Here is a 24,116-nt window from a genome sequence, read left to right on the forward strand (position 1 = left end):
AGTTTAGCAATTACCAATTACCAATTACCAATTACCAATTACCAATTACCCATCACCAATCCCCAATCCCTAATCACTTCAACGGTTTGAGATTTCTAGCTTTATAGAATGTTTCTAAACTATTGCGATCGCCCACAAAACGCCAATGCCACGGTTCATAACTCACCCCTTGGGAATTATCCTTGGGAAAAGATAGCTCAAAACTAAATCGAGCCGCATTAGCTTGTAGCCACCCAAAAGCTTTGGTATTTTCAAAATTAGCTTGGAGATTAGTCGCTGGTACTGCTCCATCTCCTATATCCACTGCATATCCTGTGTGATGTTCACTATGACCAGGAGGAGCGCTGAGAGCGGCTCTTTGGGCAGGTGTCTGATTGCGCTGGGCCCCTACAGCAAAAAATAACTGCTCTTGGTCTTTGACTGAACGAAAACCAGAAATTGGTGTTAAAATTACACCCGCATTTCTTGCCACTTGTACCATTGCCGAAAACTTTTGGGCTGCTGCTCGTCGCATCTTTATCCTTCCATCAGCGGTAATTGCCAATAGTTCTGACTCTGGGGCTTCAGCATATACCAAATGTCCCAAAACAGTATCGTTATTAGTAGCTGGGGTATTGGTCGGTGTAGATACAGAATTAGCTTCTACTGGTTGAGAATCTACTGTTTTTTTGGGGGGTACTATAACGGAAAACAAGAAGCCACTAATTACAGCCAACAACACAAATCCTGCCACTCCTCCAATAACCAAAACTAGCGGTTGCAAGCGTAGCTTAGACCCTGGATCAGGAGTGTCGCGTAAAGCTGCTGGAATATCATCCCCAGGGACCGCCGATGAGTTTTGCGGTTTTTCAGAAAAACCAGCCTTATTCAAGTGTCCGCTCCTGTTTGTGTTCAATAATTAATTACTAAAAATTCTAGACTAGAAAAAATAGGCACAATAAGTATTATTTTACATCCCTATTTTTAAGTAAAATCTTGATAAATCTCTTAGAACTATACGTCAAGTTAGTAGGATTAGTACTAGTAGGAGTTATGTTAGGACGCAAATTACCTGCCATATTTCCTAACTATTTGGGTCAATTTCTTTTCTGGGTTGGAGTACCCATCAGCATTATTGCTTTTTTGCGTCAGACAGACCTATCAGGCCAGATTTGGATTGCACCTGCGATCGCTAACTTAGCAATCTTACTAGGGGCATTTTTAGCTTGGTTAGGGATCAAAGGTCAAGCCTATTTGACAAAATCTATTCCTCAACCATCAACCCAAGGTAGTTTAATTCTAGCGGCTATGGTGGGTAACACAGGTTATCTAGGCTTTCCCATCACCTTAGCAATGGTCGGCAAAGAATACTTCGCCTGGGCATTATTCTACGATTTATTGGGGTCACTGTTCGGAGCTTATGGCTTGGGTGTCTTACTAGCAGCCCATTTTGGCAACACAGTCCAAAATCATGGGCAGATGGCTAAAGCAATTTTAATCAATCCTGCCCTTTGGAGTTTTGGATTTGGGTTGTTATTTCGTCAAGTGGCAATTTCCAATGTAGTAGAAATTGGCCTAGATAAATTAGCTTGGTGTGCTGTAGCCTCATCCTTAATTTTAATTGGCATGAGACTTTCACGATTGAACTCTTGGCACAAACTAAAACCAGCAGGAAGTAGTATAGTCATCAAAATGCTGTTAGTTCCTCTAATTTTAGGCAGTACCTTACCACTTTTTGGTGTCACTGGTGACGCAGCACAGGTCATAGTCTTACAAATGGCCATGCCTCCAGCTTTTGCCACACTGGTAATAGCCGAAACCTTTAATTTAGATCGTGATTTGGCGGTAACTGCTTTAGCAATGGGGACTCTAGTATTACTAGTTACTCTCCCGGTTTGGCTGTGGCTGTTTTAGGAAAGGTGACAGAAGAAAGATAAATACTCCCTTATCCCCGCACTTCAACAAGGTTGGCTCACTTTTTCCAGCAGTTCAGCGGGGTTAATCAGTTCATACTTTTCAAAAGGTTGATGAATCCAGGGGTTATCAGGTAGATAATCAACGTAGTAGTCTGGTGCAATAACTGAACAGGCTTTATACCAAATTACAGCAGAGCGAATTTCCTCAAGTGGAAACTCACTATGTTTTTTTAACCAAGGTACAGTTTGCTGGATGGTAACTCCAGAATCTACTAAATCATCTACTAGGAGAATCCGAGAACCTAATTTATCACTAGTCATCGTCAAGTGACTAGAAACAATTAAACCTCCTCTTTCTTGTTTACCAGCACCGCTGTAAGATGAAGTAGCTAAAATCGCCAGAGGTTGATTGTATATTCTAGAAAGAATATCTCCCACTCGTAGTCCCCCTCTAGCAAGACAAACAATCTGGTTAAATTGCCAACCTGATTGATAAATGTTGACAGCCAATTGTTCAATTTTGTGATGATAATCTGACCAAGAAACGTACAGGTCTGACATAAAACGCCGGAAAGTGATTTTTAGTTAGTACTGAAAGCAAACTCAAATTATCTTAATATGAGCGCAAGTTATTATGAATGATTCTACTGGTGATGGTGATTTCCAAAAAAAATCGACTAGTGAAAAATTAGATCTTAAAACTAAACTGGCTTATGGTGCTGGTGATTTAGGCCCAGCAATTACTTCCAATATTGCTATATTCTTTCTACTTGTATTCTTTACCAACGTCGCTGGTATTCCCGCAGGTTTAGCAGGCAGCATTTTAATGATTGGTAAAATTTGGGATGCTGTCAACGATCCGGTAGTGGGATGGCTGACTGATAAAACTAAATCTCGTCGCTGGGGTCGTCGTTTACCTTGGATGTTATATGGTGCAATCCCCTTTGGAATTTTCTTTTTCCTACAGTGGATTGTACCGCAATTTAGTGCTGAACCTAGCAGTAATATTTGGCCATTGTTTTGGTATTATGTAGGCATTGGAGTCGTATCACAAGCATTTTTCACTGTTGTTAATTTGCCTTACACGGCAATGACTCCAGAATTATCTCAAGATTATGATGAACGTACTAGCCTGAATAGCTTTCGGTTTACTTTTTCTATTGGTGGCAGTATTTTATCGCTGATTCTAGCGCAAATTGTTTTTTCTCAGATTGCAGATCCTCAACAGCAATATCTAGTTTTAGCAGCTATTTGTACTGTAATTTCGGTTTTAGCCTTGTATTGGTGTGTTTTTGGCACACGCGATCGCATTATGGCTTTTGAAGCCAAACGTATCCAACTTGAGGAACCACCAGAAATTCCCTTCATCGAACAGCTAAAAATTGTCTTCACTAACAAACCTTTTCTGTTTGTAATCGCTATCTATCTTTTTTCTTGGTTAGGTGTACAAATCACAGCCAGTATTATTCCCTACTTCGTCATCTACTGTATGGGGCTAAAAAATTCAGACGTTCCCACCGTCATGATTGCAGTACAAGCAACCGCTTTATTAATGTTATTTGTCTGGAGTTATTTAAGTAAAAAAATTGGTAAAAAACTTGTTTATTTTATGGGAATGAGCGTATGGATTATCGCCGCTGCTGGGCTATTTTTCTTGCAATCTAATCAAATTGGATTGATGTATCTCATGGCTATTATGGCAGGTGTTGGCGTTTCTACAGCTTATCTAATTCCTTGGTCAATGATTCCCGATGTCATTGAGTTAGACGAATTGCAAACCGGACAACGACGGGAAGGAATTTTCTATGGATTTATGGTTTTATTACAAAAATTTGGTTTAGCTTTTGGGCTATTTATAGTCGGTAATGCTTTACAAGCAGCTGGATTTAAAGAAGTTGTAGCTGGACAAAATGCATTACCCATACAACCTGATTCAGCACTCTTAGCAATCCGTATTGCAGTTGGGCCTATACCTACAATTTGTTTAATTATTGGCTTAATTTTGACTTTTTTCTATCCCATTACCCGCGAAATGCACGCAGAAATCATGTTGAAGTTGCAAGAAAGAAGAGAGAAGATGGAAGAAAGCTGATAAGCTATTTAGAGGATGTTTGCATAAGTATCAGATTTTATCGAGATTCCTCCTAATAACCCTTTATAAAGGGGGAAATAAAGTGATCAAAGTCCCCCTTCTTTTAGGGAGATTTTGGAGGATCTGCGGGTGTCACATCCCACACGAAAAAGTTTTCAGACAACCTCTTAGATAATTAAAGAAACCAACACAAATCGACAATGGATAATTTTGCATTTTTAACCCAAGTGTTCCCATCAGTTGATATCTTTATAGGATTTAAACCTGCCTTAAAAAGGAATACAAAAGGCAAAACAACCTTTAATTTTTTTGATATGCATGATAATTTAATAGGTAGTCGGGTATTAAAAGAGGCAAGAGGTCTAAAAAGACTTGCAGTTCCTTCCATAACTGATAGAATACATGTTCAATCATTCAATGAAGATTACTATCTTGCTGATGTTAAATCAATGATTGAGGATTGCATTAAAGATAAAATTGCCTACGTTAAAAGAGATTACGGGTTAACACCTGAAGAATATTATCAAGAAATACTAGAAAGTCGTGCAAAAGCAAGTTTAATTAGAGAAGCAGCTTTAACAATTGATAAGTTAGATTTTCCATCTAGTGAGGAATTAGAAGTTAAGAGTGAGTAAATCAAAAAACCTCTATAACTAAATATAGAGGCTTTTTTTGCTATTTTTTCACATTTTATACTAGTTTGATGTGAGGCTGCACAGAATAATGACATTAATTGAATTATCCGTCTTTATCTGCGTTTATCTGCGATCAATTATTCTTGACATCTTATAGCGGTTCTCGGTTGAGTGAGATACAAGAACCCCACCCGCAAGCGATGAGAGGGCTATGATATATCTTATTCAATGCATACCGCTATATTCTCTACAACTTCATCTCAATTTGGTATAAACTGTGAAAGACTTAGCGATTTCCACAATATTTTTATCTTTTTTGGACTTGTCCACTAGCACTTTGCACAGTTCCACAATGTTTACAATACGGTAAAGCTTTATAAGTAAGCTCATGACAATTCTCGCATTCAACAAATTGATCATAACCGCAGTGTGGGCAATAAATATCATTATGCCGAATTGTTTTAGCGCAATTAATGCAACGTGATTTCTGTACTCTGCTAACTGCTTGGAATTTAGGATTAAAAACAATTCTCTGAAAAAATTTGATAATGCCAAAACCAACCAGCGGAACTATCAAGATGTAAACATAACTGATTAAAAATAGCAAGCCTCCCAACAGTGTGCCAACAATATCAAAGATAAACTTAAATATTGCACCGACTTGCAGAAATTCAAAAATTTTCAGAATTAGCGGAATCAAAAAGATAACCAACAAATGCCAACTAATTAGCGCAATGAGTCCATATCCTTTACTTTGAGAAATATTATGAACTAACAAAGCTATAAAAATTAACGGCAGCAGAAATAAAGCTTGAAAAGTAAGTTGGATGCTGGGATACCAAAATGATGCTTTTTTATAGCCTGTTTCTAATTCTCTAAATGTATTTTCATTTTTAATAAAGGCTAGAAAATTAGTACTTTCTGGCTTGGTAAGTAGCTCATTTTTAAGTTGAGAAATTTCCTTGATAATTGTAGAAATTTGAATTTTGTTTTGATCTAATGTCTGTTTAGCTTTTTCAGCACTGACTTGATTAATTGATTTATCGCTAGACTGACCTGCAATTTTTTCTAAAAGCGTTGAGTCATATTGAGCGCGAATGTTTTTATTACTTTGCTCAAGGTTACTAACTTTGTTCTGTTGCTGTTGAATAGTTTTTATAGTTTGCAGGTTTTGGGGATTTTTAATTTTATCTTTATAATCAGCATACTGCAAGCATATGGGAGAAACTTTGCCCAGATGACCTTCTTCCGCTTGTTGATATATTTGTCTATTGATTTGATTGTTAGAGTAATCTGGTAATGCCAAATCAATCATTTGATAGTCTTTATCTTTGTTATTTTTTGTCTGGTAATTGTCCCATTCGGAATAACATGGATAAGCTTGATTAGGACTAAGATGCCATCCACTAATATCATTAAGTCCTGTGAAAACATTAACTAAGATAAAAATATCAATCAAGATAATGACAATCAAGCTGACTTTATTTAAAGGTTCATTATTGACTGTCCTTGATTTACTAAATAATTGACCCAACGAACGGCGTATTTTGGCAAACATTTTGTTTTTCTAACTTGGTGATAATTATTTATTGAAGATAACCTAAAATTGATGCACTTCAACTACTTCACCAACCACTTTGGTTTATTGGCATAATTTAATACAAAACTTAATCAAGATACATTGATATGTAAATTGTGTTTTTTAATACCTGTAATTTCATCTTGCTGAATAATGTAACAAAGTATGACAACTATATTAAGATATGTATATATTTCTAATGTAAAGCTAAATAATATTTTATTATGACAAGTATAAGAACCATTAATATGCCGCTTTCTCTTGTTTGGTCTTGATTTCAGGTTAAACAATCAATTTAATCAAGGTAAAATTAATTCATGAATAAATATTTGATGAAAACGATCAATTATAAAGAATGGAAAATTGAGATATATCAATTTTTTGCTAGAAACAGATTTGAAGTGATTTGCTATAGCCCAAGTGGTAGCAAACTAGACTATTCAAAAACTTCTATGAGATGTTGGTTTAAAGAAGAGTTTGCTATTGAAGAAGCTCAAGAATTTATAGACTCAATTATGACTAATAAAAATTGTGATCCAATGCCCTTTACAAATTGGGAGTATTTTGAATTAGCCAAAACTCAGCAAGTAGATTTATCACAGTTGGCAAGTTAAGGTTAAATCTTTAAACTCGGTGTTTAGTTATTAAATATAGCCCAAAACTGAAGCAAACCAACCGATTAAACTCCCACCCAAAACCAGCCAAGCGGCATTGATACTGTAGCGAATGGCTAAAATTGCAGAAGTGAGTGCGATCGCTAAACCGAACAAATCTACATAAGGGAATTGTGATAAAGTTAACGTTGCGACTCCCAATTGCAGCGTAGTTACTACCATCAGTGCTACAGCACTCACATTGACAGCATCTAAAAAAGCCCTTGTCCAAGATGAGGCACGTAAGCGGGGAATCAGGGGATTTAAGGCAGCAACAAAGACAAATGAAGGGAGAAAAATTCCCAAAGTAGCGACAACTGCACCAGGCATACCAGCGATAACATAACCGATAAAGGTTGCAGTAGACAGGACTGGGCCAGGAGTAAATTGACCAATTGCGATCGCATCTAGTAACTGCTGTTGTGTCAACCAACCATATTCTTCAACTAATCCACCTTGTAAAAAAGCTACCAGTAAATATCCCCCACCAAATAACACACTACCAACCTTCAAGAAAAACCAACCTAATTGCCACAAAGGCACAGATACAGCATTTACTGATATTACTTGCGAAGTTACACTAATAGTTAAACCTGCAATTAACAAGTTAGTCTGATTTCCTGGTGGATTATTTTGATTACCACGATTTAACCAAACCATCCCCAATAATCCACCTAATAAAAGTGCAATCACTTCACTGACTTTTGCAACTAAAGTCACCACCCCAACAGCGACGGCAATTAATAGTAACTGACGCGATTTTACTGCCTTTTTTGCTAAACGCCAAAGGGCATTAAAGATAACGGCTAAAACAGCAGGTTTAATTCCATAAAGTAAAGGTGAAACTTGCGGTAAAGTTCCATAATTGACATAAACCCAAGCAAATATACCTGTAATTAAAACCGCAGGTAAAATAAAACAAACACCAGCTACAATTAGCCCTAGCCATCCTGCATAAATGTATCCAATATGAATTGCCATTTCTGTAGAATTGGGGCCGGGTATTAAGTTAGTTGCACCCAACAAATCCAGAAAATGCTCCTGTTTCAGCCACTGACGACGCTTAACTACCTCATCTTCAATCATGGCAATATGGGCAACTGGCCCACCAAAACCAATCACACCTAGTTTAAAAAAGAGTTTAGCGACTTCACTCAAACGACTTAGCTGCACATTATTCATTTTTTTGAGTTAATTATTGTGCAGCTTGATTGTATAATATAAAAATCAAATGTCATAAAACCTAATATCTAATTCACCAATTCATCAATAATTGAGGCGGATGTTGATGATGTAGAATTATTTTTACAGTTAATTATAGTTGATTGATGTTGGGTTTTGTTCCATTGCTCCGCAACGCTAACGCGAACAACCCAACCTACGAAGAATTGCGATTCCACTTGTAATGGGTAATTGGTGATAAAATTCCTGTTTTCATCCTGTTCATCCTTTAATCCTGGATATCCTGATATGGCTTGCGCCACGCTACGCTATCAGACAATGTGTCTAAGTAGCACTAAGAGTAAGCCACAAAATAAATGATCCTGTTTTGTCATGCTGAGTGTAGCAAAGCGAAACGAAGCATCTCGGAGGATTCTAAAGCCTACGGCACGCTGCGCGAACACTACACTTTGTTTCGTAATGCCTCCGGCACGCTGCGCGAACAGAATGACATCGGGAATTTCTTTTTGTGGAGTTCTCTAGGGAAATTTCTAGCAGAGACAGCAGTATCTGTAAAGTCACTGAAAACACCATCTATACCTAAGTCAAAAAATAGTTGATATTCATCTTGGGGATTTCCTTGAACATCTAAAGGTAAGAACAAATTTTCATTGCGGAATGTCCAAGCATGAACTTGTAAACCAGTTTGATGTGCATCACTAACTAAGGATGTCGGAGATAGTAATTTACTATTGCTATCTTTGGGAACTACTAAATTTTTATTGACTCCTATTGCTTGTGCATATTTAGCAATTTCTATCAACTCTGTGGGATTTACTAAATGTTGATATGTGCGACGATCACTATTAACTACAAAATCATAAGGTTTGCCAGAATCATTAATTAATTGTACTAAAGGTAAATCCGTTGTTTTAGATAATTCTTGCAGATTACTAACTTCAAATGATTGAATAAATACGGGTAAATCAATTTTGTGTAAAGTTGCGAGTAACTTATCTTCTAATGGTAAACCAATTGATTTAAAGTAAGTTGGATGTTTCGTTTCAGGGTAAATTCCAATCATTCGACCTATTTCTAAACTTTTACGTTTTGCTAAATCAATAATTTCATTTAGAGTAGGAATCGTAAAAATTCCATTATATGCTATGTTTTGAGGACGAATTTGAGGAATACGTTCCTTAGCTGTTAATGTCTTTAATTCTGCTAAAGTAAAATCTTCTGTAAACCAACCTATTTTAACTTCACCATCAATTATTTTAGTAGTTTTGAGGTGAGTAAATTCTGCATGAATAGCAACATCAGTAGTTTCAGAAATTTCATTTTCATGACGAGCAATCAAAATACCATCTTTAGTAATCACTAAATCTGGTTCAATATAGTCAGCACCTAAATCAATTGCTAATTCATAAGCGGCTAAAGTGTGTTCAGGACGGTAGCCACTTGCACCCCGGTGAGCAATGATAATAGGATTTTGGTTTGTGAATGTTTTAGCCATATTCTTAATAGTTACAGCGGATTTCATTTAAATAGGACTTACGCAAGTGTCACACTAAAAATCTGTTGTAGGGTGCGTCAGACTGCATAAATCTTGCAAATAAACAGATTGTTGATATCTGACGCACCTTACCAATATGCCAGTTGCGTAAGTCCTGTTAAATTTAGATAAGTACATGGACAGAATTAATTACACAAATAATTAACATAAAATATTCAGATATAATGAGCGTATTCTAATATTTAATAAAATGATATTTATTCGAGAAATAAACCCTCTATCCGCTAAATTATTAGAGCGGATTTATCGTCAAAGTCGACATCATCAAGTACGTCAAAGAGCGCATTGTCTAATCCTAGCACATCAAGGAGTAAAAATAGAGGAACTGATAAAAATTTTTCAAGTAAGTTACAAAACTATTTATAATTGGTTTGAGAGATGGGAATCAGAAAGCATGGTGGGATTATATAATAAATCAGGGAGGGGAGCTAAATCAAAATTCAATGCTGAACAAGAACAAAAAATTAAAGAATTAGCAAAAGACAATCCAAGGCAATTAAAACAAGTTGTTCAAAAAATCGAAGAAGAATTGGGAATTCAAACCAGTAAAAAAACAGTTAAAAGAATATTAAAAAGATTAAAAATGAGTTGGCATCGAATGCGTAGAGCGGTAGGAGGAAAGCCTGAAACTCAAGTATATCAAGAAAAAAGGGCGCAATTAGAAGAATTAGAACTATTGGATAAAAAGGGAGAAATTGATTTATATTATTTAGATGAATCGGGATTTTGTCTAATTCCTTCTGTCCCTTATGCGTGGCAAGATATCGGGGAACAATTAAATATTTTGAGTTGTCGTAGTCGGCGGTTAAATGTATTAGGAATCATGAATAAACGAAATGAACTTAAATCTTATGTTTCATATCAAACCATTAACTCTGATGTAGTTATTGCTTGTATTGATACTTTTTTTGTTACAGTAAATAAGCCAACATTTATTGTTGTAGATCAAGCATCTATTCATACTAGTGATGCTATTTTTGACAAAATTGAAGAATGGAAAGAGCGCAATATTACTATTTTTGAATTGCCTACTTATTCCCCTCATTTGAATTTAATTGAAATTTTGTGGCGATTTATTAAGTATGAATGGATTCCTATAGATGCTTACAAAGATTGGAAAACTTTTGTTGCATCCGTTGAACAAATTCTGAGAGAATTTGGAGAAAACTATGTAATTAATTTTGTCTAACTACTTACAAACTTGAATAATAGACCTCTTGTGGTGCGGGCATCTTGCCCGCTAGATATATACCTCCGCACGCTAAATATTTTCTTGTCTTATTGTACTAATATAGATATTAATGTAAATCTACTTGTCTTGAACAGAAACGACAAGTTACCATCATCACATAGCTATAAAGTGTAGCTAAATAGTTAACATTTCGTCACAACCAGTCAAAAGTTTAGCCTAGACTAGCTGCTAACTGATAGGTACTATAGATAACCCCAAAAGCCGGACTTCAAATTTACACATCTTTACAATCAGCGGTTTAGAGAATTGAGTCATTCGGGTAAACACTTGATAGCCATGTTGCTGATTAAAGCTGAATAGGAGCGATTTTGACAAATAAATTGTTCAGAGAGCTTATTACAATGTTTAAAGTTATGTAGCCTTTTACTTACAGGCTATCAAGCCCTGCGGTAAACTATGCCTTGATTAAGATTCCTTCGCAGAGAAGAACACTCGAAAGGAGCAGTTTTTTCCATGTCTCATACCGTAAAAATCTACGATACCTGCATCGGCTGCACCCAATGCGTCCGCGCTTGTCCCACAGACGTACTAGAGATGGTTCCTTGGGATGGCTGTAAAGCCTCTCAAATCGCCTCTTCACCCCGCACAGAAGACTGCGTAGGCTGCAAGCGTTGCGAAACTGCTTGCCCCACCGACTTTTTGAGCATCCGGGTTTATCTAGGCGCTGAAACAACTCGCAGTATGGGTTTAGCATACTGAGGATTTTAAAAAACTCAGTAATTTAGTGCTGAGGACTGAGCAAGGGAGAAACAAGAAGCAAATCACCTAAAAGCATTCTTGATTCTTCCCTCAGCACTCAGCACCCTAATTTTTTTCAATTATCTGCATAGCAAATGTCTTTAAGCTTTGGGGTGGAGATTTCTGCCCGACAAAGCTGTTTTTTTAGAGTAAAATTCCAAAATCCATAACACAACCTAGTGGTAATGGGAGCAAGTTGCTCCTTTTTATTTTTTATTTGCTAAAATAACCATTCTGTGATGGCAAGTATCATTTTTGAAATTTCAATGAACAGCAAATAGTTGTTTAGCCGATAGTGAGATATTTAAACCCATTGCTAAGGCATTAGACCTTCTTTGAAGGGAATTAAATCCAGAGTAACTGATAATCAGTGGTATAAAAAATGTGTGGAATTGTTGGATATATAGGAACTCAAGCGGCAACAGATATTTTATTGGCTGGACTAGAAAAATTAGAATATAGAGGTTATGACTCGGCAGGAATTGCCACAATTTGGGAAGGTGACGTTCACTGTGTACGGGCTAAGGGTAAGCTGCTGAATTTACGTTCTAAACTCGAACAAATAGAAAATCCTGCCCAAATTGGTATTGGTCACACTCGCTGGGCAACTCATGGTAAACCAGAAGAACATAATGCCCATCCTCACATGGATACGGCGTTGCGGGTGGCAGTGGTGCAGAATGGTATTATTGAGAATTACCGGGAGTTACGGGAACAATTAAAAGCATTAGGACATGAATTTCGTTCAGAAACAGATACAGAAGTAATTCCTCATTTAATTGCTGAGTGTTTAAAGCATTCTGATCAAAATTCGTCTTCCGCTTCGGTTTTTTTAGACGCGGTGCGGGAAGCAGTGAGTAAGTTGGAAGGGGCTTATGCTGTGGCCGCTATTTCTGCTGACTACCCCGATGAATTGATTGTAGTCCGGCAACAAGCACCTTTAGTCATTGGTTTTGGTCAAGGTGAGTTTTTCTGTGCTTCTGACACCCCGGCAATTGTCCCCTATACCCGCGCTGTGTTGCCCCTAGAAAACGGTGAAATAGCTCGTTTGACTCCTCTGGGGGTTGAGGTTTATAACTTTGCTGGACATCGTTTAAAAAAGCATCCCCGCACCATCAACTGGAATCCCATCATGGTGGAAAAACAGGGATTCAAGCATTTTATGCTCAAAGAAATCTATGAGCAACCGGGGGTAGTCAGGGATTGTCTAGAAGCTTATTTCCCGACGGAATTGAATAGCAACTCAACTGCACAATCACCGGTGAGACTGGGTTTAGCTGATGATTTTTACGCAGACTTAGAACAAATTCAAGTTGTTGCCTGTGGTACAAGCTGGCACGCTGCTTTGGTCGGTAAATACTTGTTAGAACAACTGGCAGGAATTCCCACTCAGATACAATACGCTTCTGAGTTTCGTTATGCACCATCCCCGTTAACTGCTAACACTCTGACTATTGGTGTTACGCAATCTGGGGAAACTGCTGATACTCTAGCAGCTTTAGCGATGGAAAAAGAACGTCGTCAGGGCAAAGAAAGCAAGTATCAAGCGCGACTTTTAGGCATAACTAATCGTCCAGAAAGTACTTTGGGTAACATGGTTGCAAATATCATCAATACTCATGGGGGAATTGAAATTGGTGTGGCTGCGACAAAGACTTTTATTGCTCAATTGATGGCGTTTTATGCTTTGGCTTTAGATATAGCTTATCGCCGCCATGAGATTAGTGTGGAAAGATTCGAGGAAATTCTCACAGGTTTACGCCAGCTACCAGGGGAAATTGAAGCGATTTTAGAAACTCAAGAACGTTATATTGAGCAATTAGTACATGATTTTGCAGAAACGAAGGATTTTATCTTTATTGGGAGAGGAATTAATTTCCCCATTGCGTTAGAAGGGGCTTTGAAGTTAAAAGAAATTAGCTATATTCATGCGGAAGGATATCCGGCGGGGGAAATGAAGCATGGACCGATTGCTTTGTTAGATGCGAAAGTTCCTGTAGTTGCGATCGCAGTTCGGGGTAGTGTATATGAAAAAGTGATCTCTAACGCCCAGGAAGCAAAAGCCCGTGATTCCCGGTTAATTGGTGTTAGTTCTGTCAAAGATGGGGAAGCAGGGGAGATATTTAATGATTTAATTCCTGTAGCGGAAGTTGAGGAAATTCTTTCACCAATTCTTACAGTTATACCGTTGCAATTGTTAGCTTATCACATTGCAGCACGGCGGGGTTTGGATGTAGATCAACCGAGAAATTTGGCGAAATCGGTAACAGTTGAATAACTGAATAAAAAAGTTGTACAATTTCTCCTGTGGGTGTATTTACCAATCATCCAGAGGAGAATTTTTTGTGATTAGGATTAATTAGATTATAATATGCGGCGTGACTCAAGTTTTTATTATTTATTTGAAATTTTATCTATATCCAACCACAATTTTATGTGCAGAGCGCGATATCCCAAAATCTTTGTATAGCAGGATATTTTAAAAGTGATACCTTATCACAACAAAGAAAGTTGAGTATCTGCGTGATTAACCACGTAAGCAACTCGCTTTTCTATTTTTGTTTTTATTACCTTCCCTTCATTTATAGCTCTTGTTAACCAATCATCCATCTGTACTTTTCTCACTTGCAAAGAGTCCGCAAGAGATTTTGCATCCTTGGGTTGCTGTAAATGGTTGAGGATCACAGGTAGAACAACATTATAAATATCTTTAGGAATAGTGGTTAAATCTTGGGGAATATTATTAACATTTTGTTCAGAATGTTTTGTGATTACTTTATTTTTTACAGGTTCAAAATCAGCAATAGTTTTTGTTAATATTTCATGCAAATTACCATTGTCAAATTCTAAAGGAAACGGTTTTGCACCTTGATTATATAATTGCTGATTTCCTTCTGGGACTGGAGATTCCATTTTTACAAATATAGGAACTTCTTTAAGTTTAGATAATGCTTCTACCGCACCTGCCCAAGTTCCACCTTTACCAAAAGTAGAATTAATAACTAAGGCATAATCTGCTAAACTATAAATGTATTTATTTCGTCCCATAGCGTTACCTGTGTTAAACCCAGCATCAGGATCATAGCTAGAAATTAAAGTTAATCTACCTTCTTGAATACTAGACCGATATTTACTATTTACTGCTGCCTTAGTCAAACTATCAGCTAATACACCAACAGATGTTCCTCCATTATCCAAAATACCTAACATTGATTCTTGATCTATCCCTCTTGCACCACCAGAAATAACTTGTATGCTTTGTTGAGAACAAGTTTGAGCAACTTTGCGTGTGTAGTGAATAATATCCTCATCTACATCACGAGAACCTACAATTGCTAATCCTCCTAAAGATAATAATTCTGCATTCCCAACTCCATAAATAATCGCTGGTGCTGAATGTTTCAATATTTGTTTAAACCGTTTGGGATATTTAATGTCACTGCGTCCCAATATCCATAAACCGCGACTTGTCCATTTTTCCACAGCTAAACTTAACATTGCACCCCGTTGTAATAAATCTAAAAGCCTATCAGGATTCAGTTTATTGTTATTTATTTTTTGTAAATGCGCTTTTGCTGTTGTTTCCAATAAATCTGCTGGACGCATTTGATTTTCCCGCAACCAATCTGTTAACAAATTATATTCACCCAGAGTCAAAGGTAGCGGTTCAATTTGGCGATTTTGTCCAAAACTGGCACACAACAGCAAAATTGCTTGAGTATCTGGTGCTAGGACATGATTTAACATAATTTTCTAATCCGATTGACCTAATGAATTAAGAGCTAATGCTACAGGATAAACTAATCCACTTTTAGCATTACGCAAAAGTGCTGCAATGACAGTAAAAGTCCAACGGGAATCTACTATATCATCAATTAAGAATACATTACCACTCATTCCTTCCCAAGAATCAATTGTAAAAGATCCATCTAAGTTATGAGCTTGTTGATAACTGTTACTCATCTTTTTTTGTAACTGAGTTGGATGAATTTTGCGAACCATAGGTTTAAATGGTAAGCCTAATTTATCAGCTAGTCTTTGCGCGAAGTTAGGTACAAGTTCTGGACGATTTAAGGAAGGAACACAAGTTACCCAAGTGGGAAAAGGTTGAGGTTTCCAACGTTGAATCATCTCAACAGTAGCCTGTACAAGTGCATCATCAAAATGATTATCTTGATATTTTCCACGCTTGACTAATTCTCCCCAACCTGCATCACCCCATAGAGACAATGTTCTTCCTGCTTCTGCTTTTAAATTAGCTTTGATATTTCCTGAAAATTTATAATTGAGTAATGCTTGTGGTGGCCATTGTTTACGTGGTTCAATAATTTGACTACTACGACGTAAATATAAAATTGCTTGATTTACAAGTTCATCTGCAAAAGTTTCTGGCAACAAAGGCTTACCCAAACACACTGCACATTTACCACATTCTTCTGGATTTGGATCATCTAATTCTGCTGCTAAAAAAGCCATTAGGCATTGTTGACTTTTCATATAATCTAACATTCGCGCTTGTTCATTTCGGCGAATTTGTGTTAAAACTTCAATTTTTTCAGTATTGTATTGATAATTTACTGGGTTAAGATACCATTTTGAAGATCGTTTACTTACAGGTGCAGGATATTCCAGAGATAAAATTTTTAAAACTTTATCAATTTGTCCTCTTGAAAGATTTAGTTGCTGTTCTAATTGAGGAATAGAAAAACCATCAACAGCATTTTCTAGTTCATTCAAAACTTTTTGTGTATGAATTTCTGGAGGAAATGCTGTATTAATGAAGTAATTATTAATTTCATCATCTTCATCACCACTCAATAGAATTCCATAAGCTGTTTCTACTGCTCTACCTGCTCGTCCTACTTGTTGATAATAGTGGACGACAGAACTAGGTCTTTGGTAATGAATTACAAAGCCTAAATCTGGTTTGTCAAAGCCCATTCCTAAAGCTGTGGTTGCGACTAAGGCTTTAATTTCATTATTCAGTAATTCGTCTTCTAATCCTATGCGAATTTCAGTATCTAAATCACCATAATAGGCTTTAGCATTAATACCTTGAGTATATAACCAATCGGCAACTCTTTGAGCATCTCTAACAGTTAATGTGTAGATAATACCACTTCCTGGTAATTTAGTCAGATTCTCTGCTAACCAAGCCAATCTTGCTGCTTGACTAGGAAGATAAATATTTTGTAAACGCAAACTTTTTCTAGTTAAATCACCTCTAAAAACACGCAGATTTGAGCCTAATTGAGCTTTAATATCATCAACTACTCGGTTGTTAGCTGTAGCGGTTGTGGTCAAAACAGGAATATTTTGTGGTAATGCTTGTAAAATTCTGACAATGCGGCGATAATCAGGACGAAAATCATGTCCCCAATCAGAAATACAATGGGCTTCATCAACTACAAATAAACCTATTTTTTGAGATAATGGTAAAAGAATGTTTTCTCGAAATTCCTCATTAGCTAATCTTTCAGGTGAAATTAGTAGAATATCTACTTGATTTACTAACAACTTTGTCTCTATAATTTTCCAATTATCTGTATTACTAGAGTTAATTGTTTCGGCTTTTACACCAATACGTTTTGCTGCTGTAATTTGGTTTCGCATTAATGCTAAAAGAGGGGAAATCAAAAGAGTGCAACCAGCACCTTGATCTCTTAATAAGCAAGTTGCTAAAAAATAAACTAGACTTTTTCCCCAACCTGTGCGTTGAACGACGAGTAACCGTGATTTATTCAGTAGTAAGTCTTCAATAGCTTCCCATTGTCCATCACGAAAATCAGCGTTTGGGTTATCCAAAGCCTGACGCAGAAGTAATAATGCTTTCTCCTTGAGTATGGTTGTCATGTTATATAGCAATCCTAAATCATTCATGAGAAAACACCATACTCATAAAGTTTTGGAAAGTCAAAAATTTGACAATGAATGGATAACTCAAATAACGCCTTGACTACAGTAAAAGAATGACAGAAAAAATAAAACTCTCTAATTAATCGTTTTGCTTGTAGCCAAATATCTTCTACAGGATTCTGTTGTGGTGCATTCGGGGCAAATCTCAAGCAGGTAATCCACCATTGTTCTTTTTCAAGTTCACGATTTAATGAATCTAGATAATCTTGAATTTCTTGTGAACGATGATAACTTGCACCATCCCAAATTATTAAAAGTTTGGCTCCAGGTCGCTGTTTTTGAAGATATTCTAAAAAATTAATTGTGTTTTTAGAGTCACCTTTTTCAGCTTTATACGTGAGAAATTCTTTGGTTTTATAATCCAATGCACCGAAATATGTTTGTTTATCACGAGCATTTACTACTGGTATTGTTACTCGTTCACTAGTTTTCCCCCAAACATACCCTATTATATCCCCCCAAAGTAAATGACATTCATCTACCATGAACACAACTAGGTCTCCTGTCTCTATTTGAGACCGTCGCGTCTCCAACAACTCACAAATCTCTTTTTTTTTTGAATCTACTAATTCTTGGTTATATTTTGGATTATTTGCTTGAGTTTTCTTCCAACTAATACTGGCAGCATCAAATAAATCGTAGTAACTTTGTTTTGAGGAGAATGTTACTCCATATTCTGAGGCAATATAGTACTCTAATTCATTTAAAGTCCATCTGTCTTTGGTTTGCAACCATTCCATTACCTCGGCACGTTGAAGCTCATCTAGAAAACCTTTACTTCCTTTATGCCCTAGTTTTAACCCTTCCAGCCCCAGTTTAAAAAATGCTTTTTTATAGGTACTAATGAAGCCAGATGAGACACCTAATATTGGCATTATCTCTTCATGCTTGTATCCACATAACAGCATTTTTACTGCTGTAGCTCGCTTGATTTCACGTGGCTCTTTATTATTTTTGATAAAATCTTCTAATAATTGTATCCACATCACCACACCTGCACCTTGGTTTCAAACGTTACTTTTAAGCTCTCTCCGTATTTTCTCATGAATGATTCCGGATTGCTATATATGTTGAGTATATTTTTATCATGCTGTTGTAGCATAAAAGATAACTAGCACTAATAGGCAATTCCAAAAACCTGAAACTAGGCCATTTCCTCCACACATATTATGTGAAATTTGTATAGTGCGTAAGTCCTAAATATATTTATTTATGTTTACCATAAGCATGAAGCGAGCGATATCTGGGTTTAGCAATGCTCAACCCTTGCTGGGGTAGATTTTTTGTTTACTTGCAAGCGATCGCACTTTACTCCCCTTCATCACTCATAATTTCTATAGAATTTCTGGCTATCAAGTGGCTGTAATATATGGGTGTCTGTACCAAGACGAGCATCCACAACGGAATTGTTTATAAATCTATTATCGTCAAATGCGATTAATTCTCTACAGTAAACCCGGTTGTCATCTCTGTGAAGGCTTACAAGAAAAGCTAGAACAAATCCAAAATCTCAGTTTAGAGTTAGAAATTCGAGATATTACTACCCGTGAAGATTGGTTTGCGGCGTATCAGTATGAAATACCTGTAATGTATCTAGTACTCGATGATGCAGCCGTTGCACAACCTTTACCCCGTCCCTCTCCCCGTGCAAGTGTCAAGCAATTGGAACAAATGCTTCAAAAATATATATCCAATTCAGAAAAAAATAATGCAGAATAGGCGCAAGGAAAGCTTGTGGCAAGGTGTAGTCAATGAAATTACAAGAATTATTAGCAACGGTGGAAGGTCTGGCAAATCCTAATTTGGCAGATGTGGAAGTTAAGGGAATCAAGACTAATTCCCATGCTTGCGGTGCAGGTGATTTGTTTATTGGGATGCCAGGTACAAGGGTAGATGGTGGGGATTTTTGGCCGAGTGCTTTGGCTGCTGGTGCTGTTGCTGCGGTTGTTTCTCCCCAAGTGATGGCAAAAAATCCGCCTAAATCTACAGATTTGGTGTTTAGCGCCGATAATATGAATCGAGCTTGCGCCCAAATTGCTGCGGCTTTTTATGGGTATCCAGGGCAGAAACTCAAGTTAGTGGGTGTGACTGGGACAAATGGTAAAACTACAACTACTCATTTAATTGAACATTTTCTCACCAAAGCTAGTTTACCTACGGCTTTGCTGGGAACTCTCTACACTCGTTGGCCGGGTTTTGAACAAACTGCTGTTCACACTACGCCTTTTGCGGTGGAATTACAGGAACAGTTAGCTACAGCGGTTGATGCTGGTTGTGAGTTTGGGGTGATGGAAGTGAGTTCTCACGCTTTAGCTCAGGGTAGGGTTTTGGGTTGTCCGTTTGAGGTGGGGGTGTTTAGCAATCTCACCCAAGACCATTTGGACTATCACAAAGATATGGAGGATTATTTTGCAGCGAAGGCACTGTTATTTAGTCCCGATTATCTCCAAGGACGGGCAGTTATTAACGCTGATGATGAATATGGAAAACGATTAATTGCTGGTTTGAGTCGAGAACGGGTTTGGAGTTATAGCGTTAGTGATAATAACGCCGATTTTTGGATGAGTGGTTTAAGTTATCAACCTCATGGTGTGAGTGGAATGTTGCATACACCAAAGGGTGATATTGCTTTTAATTCGCCTTTGGTTGGTCAATATAATTTAGAAAATCTGTTGGCTGCGGTGGGTGCAGTTTTACATTTGGGGTTAGATTTGCACTTGGTAGCAAATGCCATTCCTGATTTTCCTGGTGTTCCTGGCAGGATGGAACGGGTACAAATTAGTGATCAGCAAGATGTGAGTGTGATTGTAGATTATGCCCACACTCCCGATAGTTTGGAGAATTTGCTCAAAGCTGCACGGCCGTTTATCCCTGGGAAGATGATTTGTGTGTTTGGTTGTGGGGGCGATCGCGATCGCACTAAACGTCCTAAAATGGGAAAAATTGCCGCCCAATTAGCTGATGTAGCTGTGGTGACTTCAGATAATCCTCGCACTGAAGACCCAGAAAAGATTCTCCAAGATGTGTTGGCAGGGATTCCTGAGACTGTGCAACCAATGGTAATTTGCGATCGCGCAACCGCCATTCACACCGCTATTTTACAAGCTCAACCCGGTGATGGCATATTGTTAGCTGGTAAAGGTCACGAAGATTACCAAATTCTCGGTACAGAAAAAATCCACTTTGATGACCGAGAACAAGCACGGGAAGCTTTACAAAAAAGAGCAGGTGACAGGAGCTAGTCCTAAGTTAACAATTTCTTAGACAAAGCTCAATCAATATATTGGAGTAAAAAAAAATCAACTGCTTGATATATAATCTATAAGATATCAAGTATTGAATTAAGACTATTGCCGACGCGAAAACCAAGCAATGATAGTGATAGTCTTTTTGAAAATCCTAAGCATTAGCAAAGATGGCTGCGCCGTCGCTGAACGCGTTGGGCTACAGCGTGTAAGTCTACCGAGGGACAACCGCTCCCATGCCCCTGTTGAAGTAGAAAGTAACGTCTAGCTTTGTCTAAGTTTTATATAGCAGGCCAATATGCCAAGAACACAGAAAAACGATAACTTTGTTGACAAATCCTTCACCGTCATGGCAGACCTGATCCTCAAACTGCTGCCAGCTAACAGAAAAGCTAAAGAAGCATTTGTTTATTACCGAGATGGAATGTCCGCTCAGGCAGAAGGGGAATATGCCGAAGCACTGGATTACTATGAAGAAGCTCTCACACTAGAAGAAGACTCCAATGATCAGAGTTATATTCTCTACAATATGGGGCTGATTTACGCTAGTAATGGCGACCACAACAAGGCTTTAGAATATTATCACCAGGCTATTGAGTTAAATCCTCGTCTACCCCAAGCTTTGAATAACATCGCCGTAATTTATCACTTCCAAGGTGAGAAGGCTAAAGAAGAGGGAGATAACGACGCTGGAGAGGCTTTATTTGACCAAGCCGCAGATTATTGGATTAGAGCAGTTCGCATGGCTCCTAATAATTACATTGAAGCTCAAAACTGGTTAAAGACCACAGGGCGATCGCAAATTGACGTATTCTTTTAACGAAAATGGTAATAAGTAATTGGTAAGTTTTTATCCTACCTGTTACCTATTTCCTATTTCCTATTCCTTATTCCCTATTCCCACTAACAATGATTGATCGTGAACAAGTTCGCAAAGTTGCTAATCTCGCTCGTTTAGAATTGACACCAGACGAGGAAGCGCAATTTACCACCCAACTGGGCAGTATCCTTGAGTATATCGAACAACTAAGTGAGCTTGATGTCTCTAATGTTCTCCCCACAACCAGAGCCATTGATGTCAGCAATGTGACCAGAGAGGATCGCCTACAGCCCTACCCTGACAGAGAAGCCATTCTCAGCAGCGCTCCTGAGCAGGAAGGGGACTTCTTCAGAGTACCAAAAATACTTAATGCTGATTAAAACAGCCATAAATTCTGTAGCAAAAAATCAAAAATGACTAAGTTAATTAGGTATTTCATCAATTACCGCCAGGTGAAGCAGCATGAATTAGTTCAGGTTTTTCTTCAGTAGCAGGACGTTCAACGGTTTGAGCCGATGTCGGGCGTTCATGACGCTCAAAAGTTTTTACTTGCACAGGCTGACCTGTTTCAATAGATTGGTAAAGTGCTTGAATAATGCAAACATCATTCAATCCTTCTATTCCAGATGGTTCTGGGTCTTGATTTTGGAGAATGCAATCTGAGAAATAGGCGAATTCAGCGGCTAGTTGATCATGGCTTTCAAAGGTGCGTTCTTGGGTTTGACCATTAATGGTTAGGTAGTGCTTAATTTCTCCCTGCCAAGTATAAGCAGATTCTACTCGGATATCGCCTTGAGTGCCTACAACCTGGTAGTTAGAAACTTTTGCTGCGCCAAAACTACAGGTAAATGTTGCTAGTCGCTCATTAGGAAAACGCAGGATAACGCTAGTCATTTCTTCTATTTCGCTGAAGCGTTGTTCTCCTTTGGTAGCAGCTACAGCAACCACTTCCGTTGGTTCATCTTGAAATAGATAGCGTGCGGCATTGATGCAGTAAATACCAATGTCATAGATTGTTCCTCCTTCTGTAATCTCTCGTAAACGAATGTTGCCCTGTTCTACTTGTTGAGAGAATACAGAGTTGAAAAGCCGTGGTTCACCAATTTGGTGAGAACGGACTATTTCTACCGCTTGTAAATTTGCTGGTTCGAGATGTAAGCGATAAGCAATCATCAATTTTACACCATTGTCATTGGCAGCTTTAATCATTGCTTCGCACTCTTTTTCTGTTACAGCCATTGGCTTTTCACAGAGTACATGAATGGCTTGATTAGCTGCCCGCACAGTAAAATCACAATGTAGGTGATTGGGTAATGCAATATAAACAGCATCAATATCACCGCTTGTCAGACAGTCTTCATACTCGTCATAAGAATAAGTATGCTGAATGCCATACTTTTTGCTGAGTTTTTCACGTTTTGTCGAGTCATCAGAAACTAGAGCAACTAATTCAGAGTTATCAGCAGAAGTAAATGCTGGTAAAGCTGCTTCCTGAGCAAACCAACCTAAACCTACAACGGCGTAACGAATTTTGTGCTTTTCGTTTGTAGTTGTCATTTTAGACCTCTTGATGAAGAACTTATTTCAAACAATCATTCTTTTAGGGTGATGAAGTTTTTCAAGTATTTCGTCATACCGATGAGAGAACTTTAATCATACTTAGGAGATTGATTTAAACAACTTCAAAAAAATAATTTATCTAATTTTTGTTTTTGGAATCAAAATGACTGCTTCTCCAGTTTTAGGCTGAGAAAGTTGGATAGGGTGCAAGAAATAAGCGATGAAAGCATCAAAAACCGTTCCTTTAACCAGATTTGAGAATATTCTGATCTCCTTCTAATTCTTTCTTCTTCCTGACTGCTCACTGAGCTTGTCGAAGTGCTGACTCCTAGCCCTAACAGAAAGACTTTTATGCCTAACGGCACACTACGCGGTAAGCGGAGCTATGCCCGTAGGGCTTTACAGCAAGTCCTATGTAGCGACTGTCTTGATTGTCAAGCGATCGCAATAGCAACGGGAACGGTCAAAGGAATAGCAGACAAGACCAATACCCAGCAAATCACCTGCCATCCCTCCAATTCACTCGATAAACGTCCTCCCTCGGCATAACAGCCGCAGCAATCAGCGCATCTTCCTGGGGAGTTTCTGCCCTAATCTGAATTTTATGTTGGTTAGCATCATTGAGTTGTTGAAATTCTTTTATGACTAAGATAGTCAGTTCCAATCTCCACTAACTATTTTAGGATTTGTAGAGCATAGTCAAAAAATAGTCAAAAGGATGTTAAAACAAAGATTAAGCGCTCTAGAACTACCAATGACTAGGAACTGAAACCCTTATATAGAGTAAGCTTTATTAAATGGCTCAGGTCAGATTTGAACTGACGACCCCAGGCTTATGAGTCCCGTACTCTAACCAACTGAGCTACTGAGCCGTGTTGTTTTATCAACTTCTATTAAGATAGCATACAAATTTAGCCGTGGCAATTCCCAATTTAAAAAATATCCCTGAATATAAAAAAATAAAAGAGGGAGTTAACCCCCCTCAATAAACAAG

At 37.8% G+C, this 24,116-nt stretch carries 22 protein-coding genes and 1 tRNA gene; 12 read left to right on the top strand and 11 right to left on the bottom strand.

Features of this window, described 5'->3' with window-relative positions; translation table 11 throughout:
- Positions 1-73 precede the first annotated feature (73 nt).
- Positions 74-871, bottom strand: a complete 798-nt coding sequence (locus tag AC012T_RS17010) for a M15 family metallopeptidase (RefSeq protein ID WP_487059948.1) — start codon at positions 869-871, stop codon at positions 74-76.
- A gap of 104 nt (positions 872-975) precedes the next feature.
- Here AC012T_RS17010 and AC012T_RS17015 point away from each other — a divergent pair, with 104 nt between their 5' ends.
- Positions 976-1,893 (top strand): AEC family transporter, encoded by a 918-nt coding sequence (locus AC012T_RS17015; protein ID WP_487059949.1) that lies wholly within the window; start codon positions 976-978, stop codon positions 1,891-1,893.
- A gap of 44 nt (positions 1,894-1,937) precedes the next feature.
- Here AC012T_RS17015 and AC012T_RS17020 read toward each other — a convergent pair whose 3' ends face one another.
- Positions 1,938-2,456, bottom strand: coding sequence for a phosphoribosyltransferase (locus AC012T_RS17020; protein ID WP_487059950.1), 519 nt, complete (start codon positions 2,454-2,456; stop codon positions 1,938-1,940).
- 73 nt (positions 2,457-2,529) lie between these two features.
- Between AC012T_RS17020 and AC012T_RS17025 the strand changes: the two genes are divergently transcribed.
- Both AC012T_RS17025 and AC012T_RS17030 read left to right on the top strand, forming a co-directional pair.
- Positions 2,530-3,987 carry an MFS transporter gene (locus AC012T_RS17025; RefSeq protein WP_487059951.1) on the top strand — a complete coding sequence of 486 codons (1,458 nt, stop codon included), beginning with the start codon at positions 2,530-2,532 and terminating at the stop codon, positions 3,985-3,987.
- A 200-nt stretch (positions 3,988-4,187) separates the two neighbouring features.
- The gene (locus tag AC012T_RS17030) at positions 4,188-4,622 is read left to right on the top strand and encodes a hypothetical protein (RefSeq protein WP_487059952.1); all 435 of its coding nucleotides are present in this window, start codon (positions 4,188-4,190) and stop codon (positions 4,620-4,622) included.
- A 307-nt stretch (positions 4,623-4,929) separates the two neighbouring features.
- On the opposite strand, the gene AC012T_RS17035 is transcribed toward AC012T_RS17030, so the two are convergent.
- Positions 4,930-6,180, bottom strand: coding sequence for a hypothetical protein (locus tag AC012T_RS17035; protein ID WP_487059953.1), 1,251 nt, complete (start codon positions 6,178-6,180; stop codon positions 4,930-4,932).
- Positions 6,181-6,518: 338 nt separating this feature from the next.
- On the opposite strand from AC012T_RS17035, the gene AC012T_RS17040 reads away from it, so the two are divergent.
- On the top strand, positions 6,519-6,815 hold the full coding sequence (locus AC012T_RS17040; protein ID WP_487059954.1) for a hypothetical protein: 297 nt from the start codon (positions 6,519-6,521) through the stop codon (positions 6,813-6,815).
- 30 nt (positions 6,816-6,845) lie between these two features.
- Here the strand turns inward: AC012T_RS17040 and chrA are convergent, their stop codons facing one another.
- From chrA to AC012T_RS17055, 3 genes are all read right to left on the bottom strand, one after another.
- Positions 6,846-8,036 (bottom strand): chromate efflux transporter, encoded by a 1,191-nt coding sequence (gene chrA / locus AC012T_RS17045; RefSeq protein ID WP_487059955.1) that lies wholly within the window; start codon positions 8,034-8,036, stop codon positions 6,846-6,848.
- A gap of 68 nt (positions 8,037-8,104) precedes the next feature.
- Positions 8,105-8,338 carry a hypothetical protein gene (locus tag AC012T_RS17050; RefSeq protein WP_487059956.1) on the bottom strand — a complete coding sequence of 78 codons (234 nt, stop codon included), beginning with the start codon at positions 8,336-8,338 and terminating at the stop codon, positions 8,105-8,107.
- 140 nt (positions 8,339-8,478) lie between these two features.
- Positions 8,479-9,531, bottom strand: coding sequence for a glycerophosphodiester phosphodiesterase (locus AC012T_RS17055; protein WP_487059957.1), 1,053 nt, complete (start codon positions 9,529-9,531; stop codon positions 8,479-8,481).
- A 250-nt stretch (positions 9,532-9,781) separates the two neighbouring features.
- Here AC012T_RS17055 and AC012T_RS17060 point away from each other — a divergent pair, with 250 nt between their 5' ends.
- The 3 genes from AC012T_RS17060 to glmS all read left to right on the top strand — a co-directional run bounded on the left by AC012T_RS17060 (position 9,782) and on the right by glmS (position 13,859).
- The gene (locus tag AC012T_RS17060; protein ID WP_487059958.1) at positions 9,782-10,780 is read left to right on the top strand and encodes an IS630 family transposase; all 999 of its coding nucleotides are present in this window, start codon (positions 9,782-9,784) and stop codon (positions 10,778-10,780) included.
- 516 nt (positions 10,781-11,296) lie between these two features.
- On the top strand, positions 11,297-11,542 hold the full coding sequence (gene psaC, locus AC012T_RS17065) for a photosystem I iron-sulfur center protein PsaC (RefSeq protein WP_015215228.1): 246 nt from the start codon (positions 11,297-11,299) through the stop codon (positions 11,540-11,542).
- Between the two features lie 421 nt (positions 11,543-11,963).
- Positions 11,964-13,859 (top strand): glutamine--fructose-6-phosphate transaminase (isomerizing), encoded by a 1,896-nt coding sequence (gene glmS, locus AC012T_RS17070; RefSeq protein ID WP_487059959.1) that lies wholly within the window; start codon positions 11,964-11,966, stop codon positions 13,857-13,859.
- A 218-nt stretch (positions 13,860-14,077) separates the two neighbouring features.
- Here the strand turns inward: glmS and AC012T_RS17075 are convergent, their stop codons facing one another.
- The 3 genes from AC012T_RS17075 to AC012T_RS17085 are packed head-to-tail and all read right to left on the bottom strand — an operon-like array spanning position 14,078 to position 18,483.
- The gene (locus tag AC012T_RS17075; RefSeq protein ID WP_487059960.1) at positions 14,078-15,328 is read right to left on the bottom strand and encodes a DNA-processing protein DprA; all 1,251 of its coding nucleotides are present in this window, start codon (positions 15,326-15,328) and stop codon (positions 14,078-14,080) included.
- A gap of 6 nt (positions 15,329-15,334) precedes the next feature.
- Entirely contained in the window at positions 15,335-17,434 is a 2,100-nt protein-coding gene (locus AC012T_RS17080) for a RecQ family ATP-dependent DNA helicase (protein WP_487059961.1), read from the bottom strand.
- 23 nt (positions 17,435-17,457) lie between these two features.
- A complete protein-coding gene (locus AC012T_RS17085; RefSeq protein WP_487059962.1) occupies positions 17,458-18,483 on the bottom strand; it encodes an IS630 family transposase in 1,026 nt (341 codons plus the stop codon).
- A 445-nt stretch (positions 18,484-18,928) separates the two neighbouring features.
- Between AC012T_RS17085 and AC012T_RS17090 the strand changes: the two genes are divergently transcribed.
- The 4 genes from AC012T_RS17090 to gatC all read left to right on the top strand — a co-directional run bounded on the left by AC012T_RS17090 (position 18,929) and on the right by gatC (position 21,942).
- Positions 18,929-19,216 (top strand): glutaredoxin family protein, encoded by a 288-nt coding sequence (locus AC012T_RS17090; protein ID WP_487059963.1) that lies wholly within the window; start codon positions 18,929-18,931, stop codon positions 19,214-19,216.
- A gap of 32 nt (positions 19,217-19,248) precedes the next feature.
- Positions 19,249-20,739, top strand: a complete 1,491-nt coding sequence (locus tag AC012T_RS17095; RefSeq protein ID WP_487059964.1) for a UDP-N-acetylmuramoyl-L-alanyl-D-glutamate--2,6-diaminopimelate ligase — start codon at positions 19,249-19,251, stop codon at positions 20,737-20,739.
- Between the two features lie 301 nt (positions 20,740-21,040).
- The gene (locus AC012T_RS17100) at positions 21,041-21,562 is read left to right on the top strand and encodes a photosystem I assembly protein Ycf3 (RefSeq protein ID WP_487059965.1); all 522 of its coding nucleotides are present in this window, start codon (positions 21,041-21,043) and stop codon (positions 21,560-21,562) included.
- 89 nt (positions 21,563-21,651) lie between these two features.
- Positions 21,652-21,942 (top strand): Asp-tRNA(Asn)/Glu-tRNA(Gln) amidotransferase subunit GatC, encoded by a 291-nt coding sequence (gatC, locus tag AC012T_RS17105; protein ID WP_487059966.1) that lies wholly within the window; start codon positions 21,652-21,654, stop codon positions 21,940-21,942.
- Positions 21,943-22,000: 58 nt separating this feature from the next.
- Here gatC and AC012T_RS17110 read toward each other — a convergent pair whose 3' ends face one another.
- Positions 22,001-23,119 carry a Gfo/Idh/MocA family protein gene (locus tag AC012T_RS17110; RefSeq protein ID WP_487059967.1) on the bottom strand — a complete coding sequence of 373 codons (1,119 nt, stop codon included), beginning with the start codon at positions 23,117-23,119 and terminating at the stop codon, positions 22,001-22,003.
- Positions 23,120-23,473: 354 nt separating this feature from the next.
- Between AC012T_RS17110 and AC012T_RS17115 the strand changes: the two genes are divergently transcribed.
- Positions 23,474-23,671 (top strand): hypothetical protein, encoded by a 198-nt coding sequence (locus tag AC012T_RS17115; protein ID WP_487059968.1) that lies wholly within the window; start codon positions 23,474-23,476, stop codon positions 23,669-23,671.
- A 249-nt stretch (positions 23,672-23,920) separates the two neighbouring features.
- On the opposite strand, the gene AC012T_RS17120 is transcribed toward AC012T_RS17115, so the two are convergent.
- Positions 23,921-23,994, bottom strand: a tRNA-Met gene (locus tag AC012T_RS17120).
- Positions 23,995-24,116: the final 122 nt, after the last annotated feature.

The organism is Anabaena sp. EIM26, assembly GCF_057568715.1.

Excerpts from the sequence above, each read along its gene's own strand:
- AC012T_RS17020 (WP_487059950.1), bottom strand. The coding sequence starts at position 2,456 with ATGTCAGACCTGTACGTTTCTTGGTCAGATTATCATCACAAAATTGAA.
- AC012T_RS17025 (WP_487059951.1), top strand. The coding sequence starts at position 2,530 with ATGAATGATTCTACTGGTGATGGTGATTTCCAAAAAAAATCGACTAGT.
- AC012T_RS17030 (WP_487059952.1), top strand. The coding sequence starts at position 4,188 with ATGGATAATTTTGCATTTTTAACCCAAGTGTTCCCATCAGTTGATATC.
- AC012T_RS17035 (WP_487059953.1), bottom strand. The coding sequence starts at position 6,180 with ATGTTTGCCAAAATACGCCGTTCGTTGGGTCAATTATTTAGTAAATCA.
- AC012T_RS17040 (WP_487059954.1), top strand. The coding sequence starts at position 6,519 with ATGAATAAATATTTGATGAAAACGATCAATTATAAAGAATGGAAAATT.
- chrA (WP_487059955.1), bottom strand. The coding sequence starts at position 8,036 with ATGAATAATGTGCAGCTAAGTCGTTTGAGTGAAGTCGCTAAACTCTTT.
- AC012T_RS17055 (WP_487059957.1), bottom strand. The coding sequence starts at position 9,531 with ATGGCTAAAACATTCACAAACCAAAATCCTATTATCATTGCTCACCGG.
- AC012T_RS17060 (WP_487059958.1), top strand. The coding sequence starts at position 9,782 with ATGATATTTATTCGAGAAATAAACCCTCTATCCGCTAAATTATTAGAG.
- psaC (WP_015215228.1), top strand. The coding sequence starts at position 11,297 with ATGTCTCATACCGTAAAAATCTACGATACCTGCATCGGCTGCACCCAA.
- glmS (WP_487059959.1), top strand. The coding sequence starts at position 11,964 with ATGTGTGGAATTGTTGGATATATAGGAACTCAAGCGGCAACAGATATT.
- AC012T_RS17075 (WP_487059960.1), bottom strand. The coding sequence starts at position 15,328 with ATGTTAAATCATGTCCTAGCACCAGATACTCAAGCAATTTTGCTGTTG.
- AC012T_RS17080 (WP_487059961.1), bottom strand. The coding sequence starts at position 17,434 with ATGACAACCATACTCAAGGAGAAAGCATTATTACTTCTGCGTCAGGCT.
- AC012T_RS17085 (WP_487059962.1), bottom strand. The coding sequence starts at position 18,483 with ATGTGGATACAATTATTAGAAGATTTTATCAAAAATAATAAAGAGCCA.
- AC012T_RS17090 (WP_487059963.1), top strand. The coding sequence starts at position 18,929 with ATGCGATTAATTCTCTACAGTAAACCCGGTTGTCATCTCTGTGAAGGC.
- AC012T_RS17095 (WP_487059964.1), top strand. The coding sequence starts at position 19,249 with ATGAAATTACAAGAATTATTAGCAACGGTGGAAGGTCTGGCAAATCCT.
- AC012T_RS17100 (WP_487059965.1), top strand. The coding sequence starts at position 21,041 with ATGCCAAGAACACAGAAAAACGATAACTTTGTTGACAAATCCTTCACC.
- gatC (WP_487059966.1), top strand. The coding sequence starts at position 21,652 with ATGATTGATCGTGAACAAGTTCGCAAAGTTGCTAATCTCGCTCGTTTA.
- AC012T_RS17110 (WP_487059967.1), bottom strand. The coding sequence starts at position 23,119 with ATGACAACTACAAACGAAAAGCACAAAATTCGTTACGCCGTTGTAGGT.
- AC012T_RS17115 (WP_487059968.1), top strand. The coding sequence starts at position 23,474 with ATGCCTAACGGCACACTACGCGGTAAGCGGAGCTATGCCCGTAGGGCT.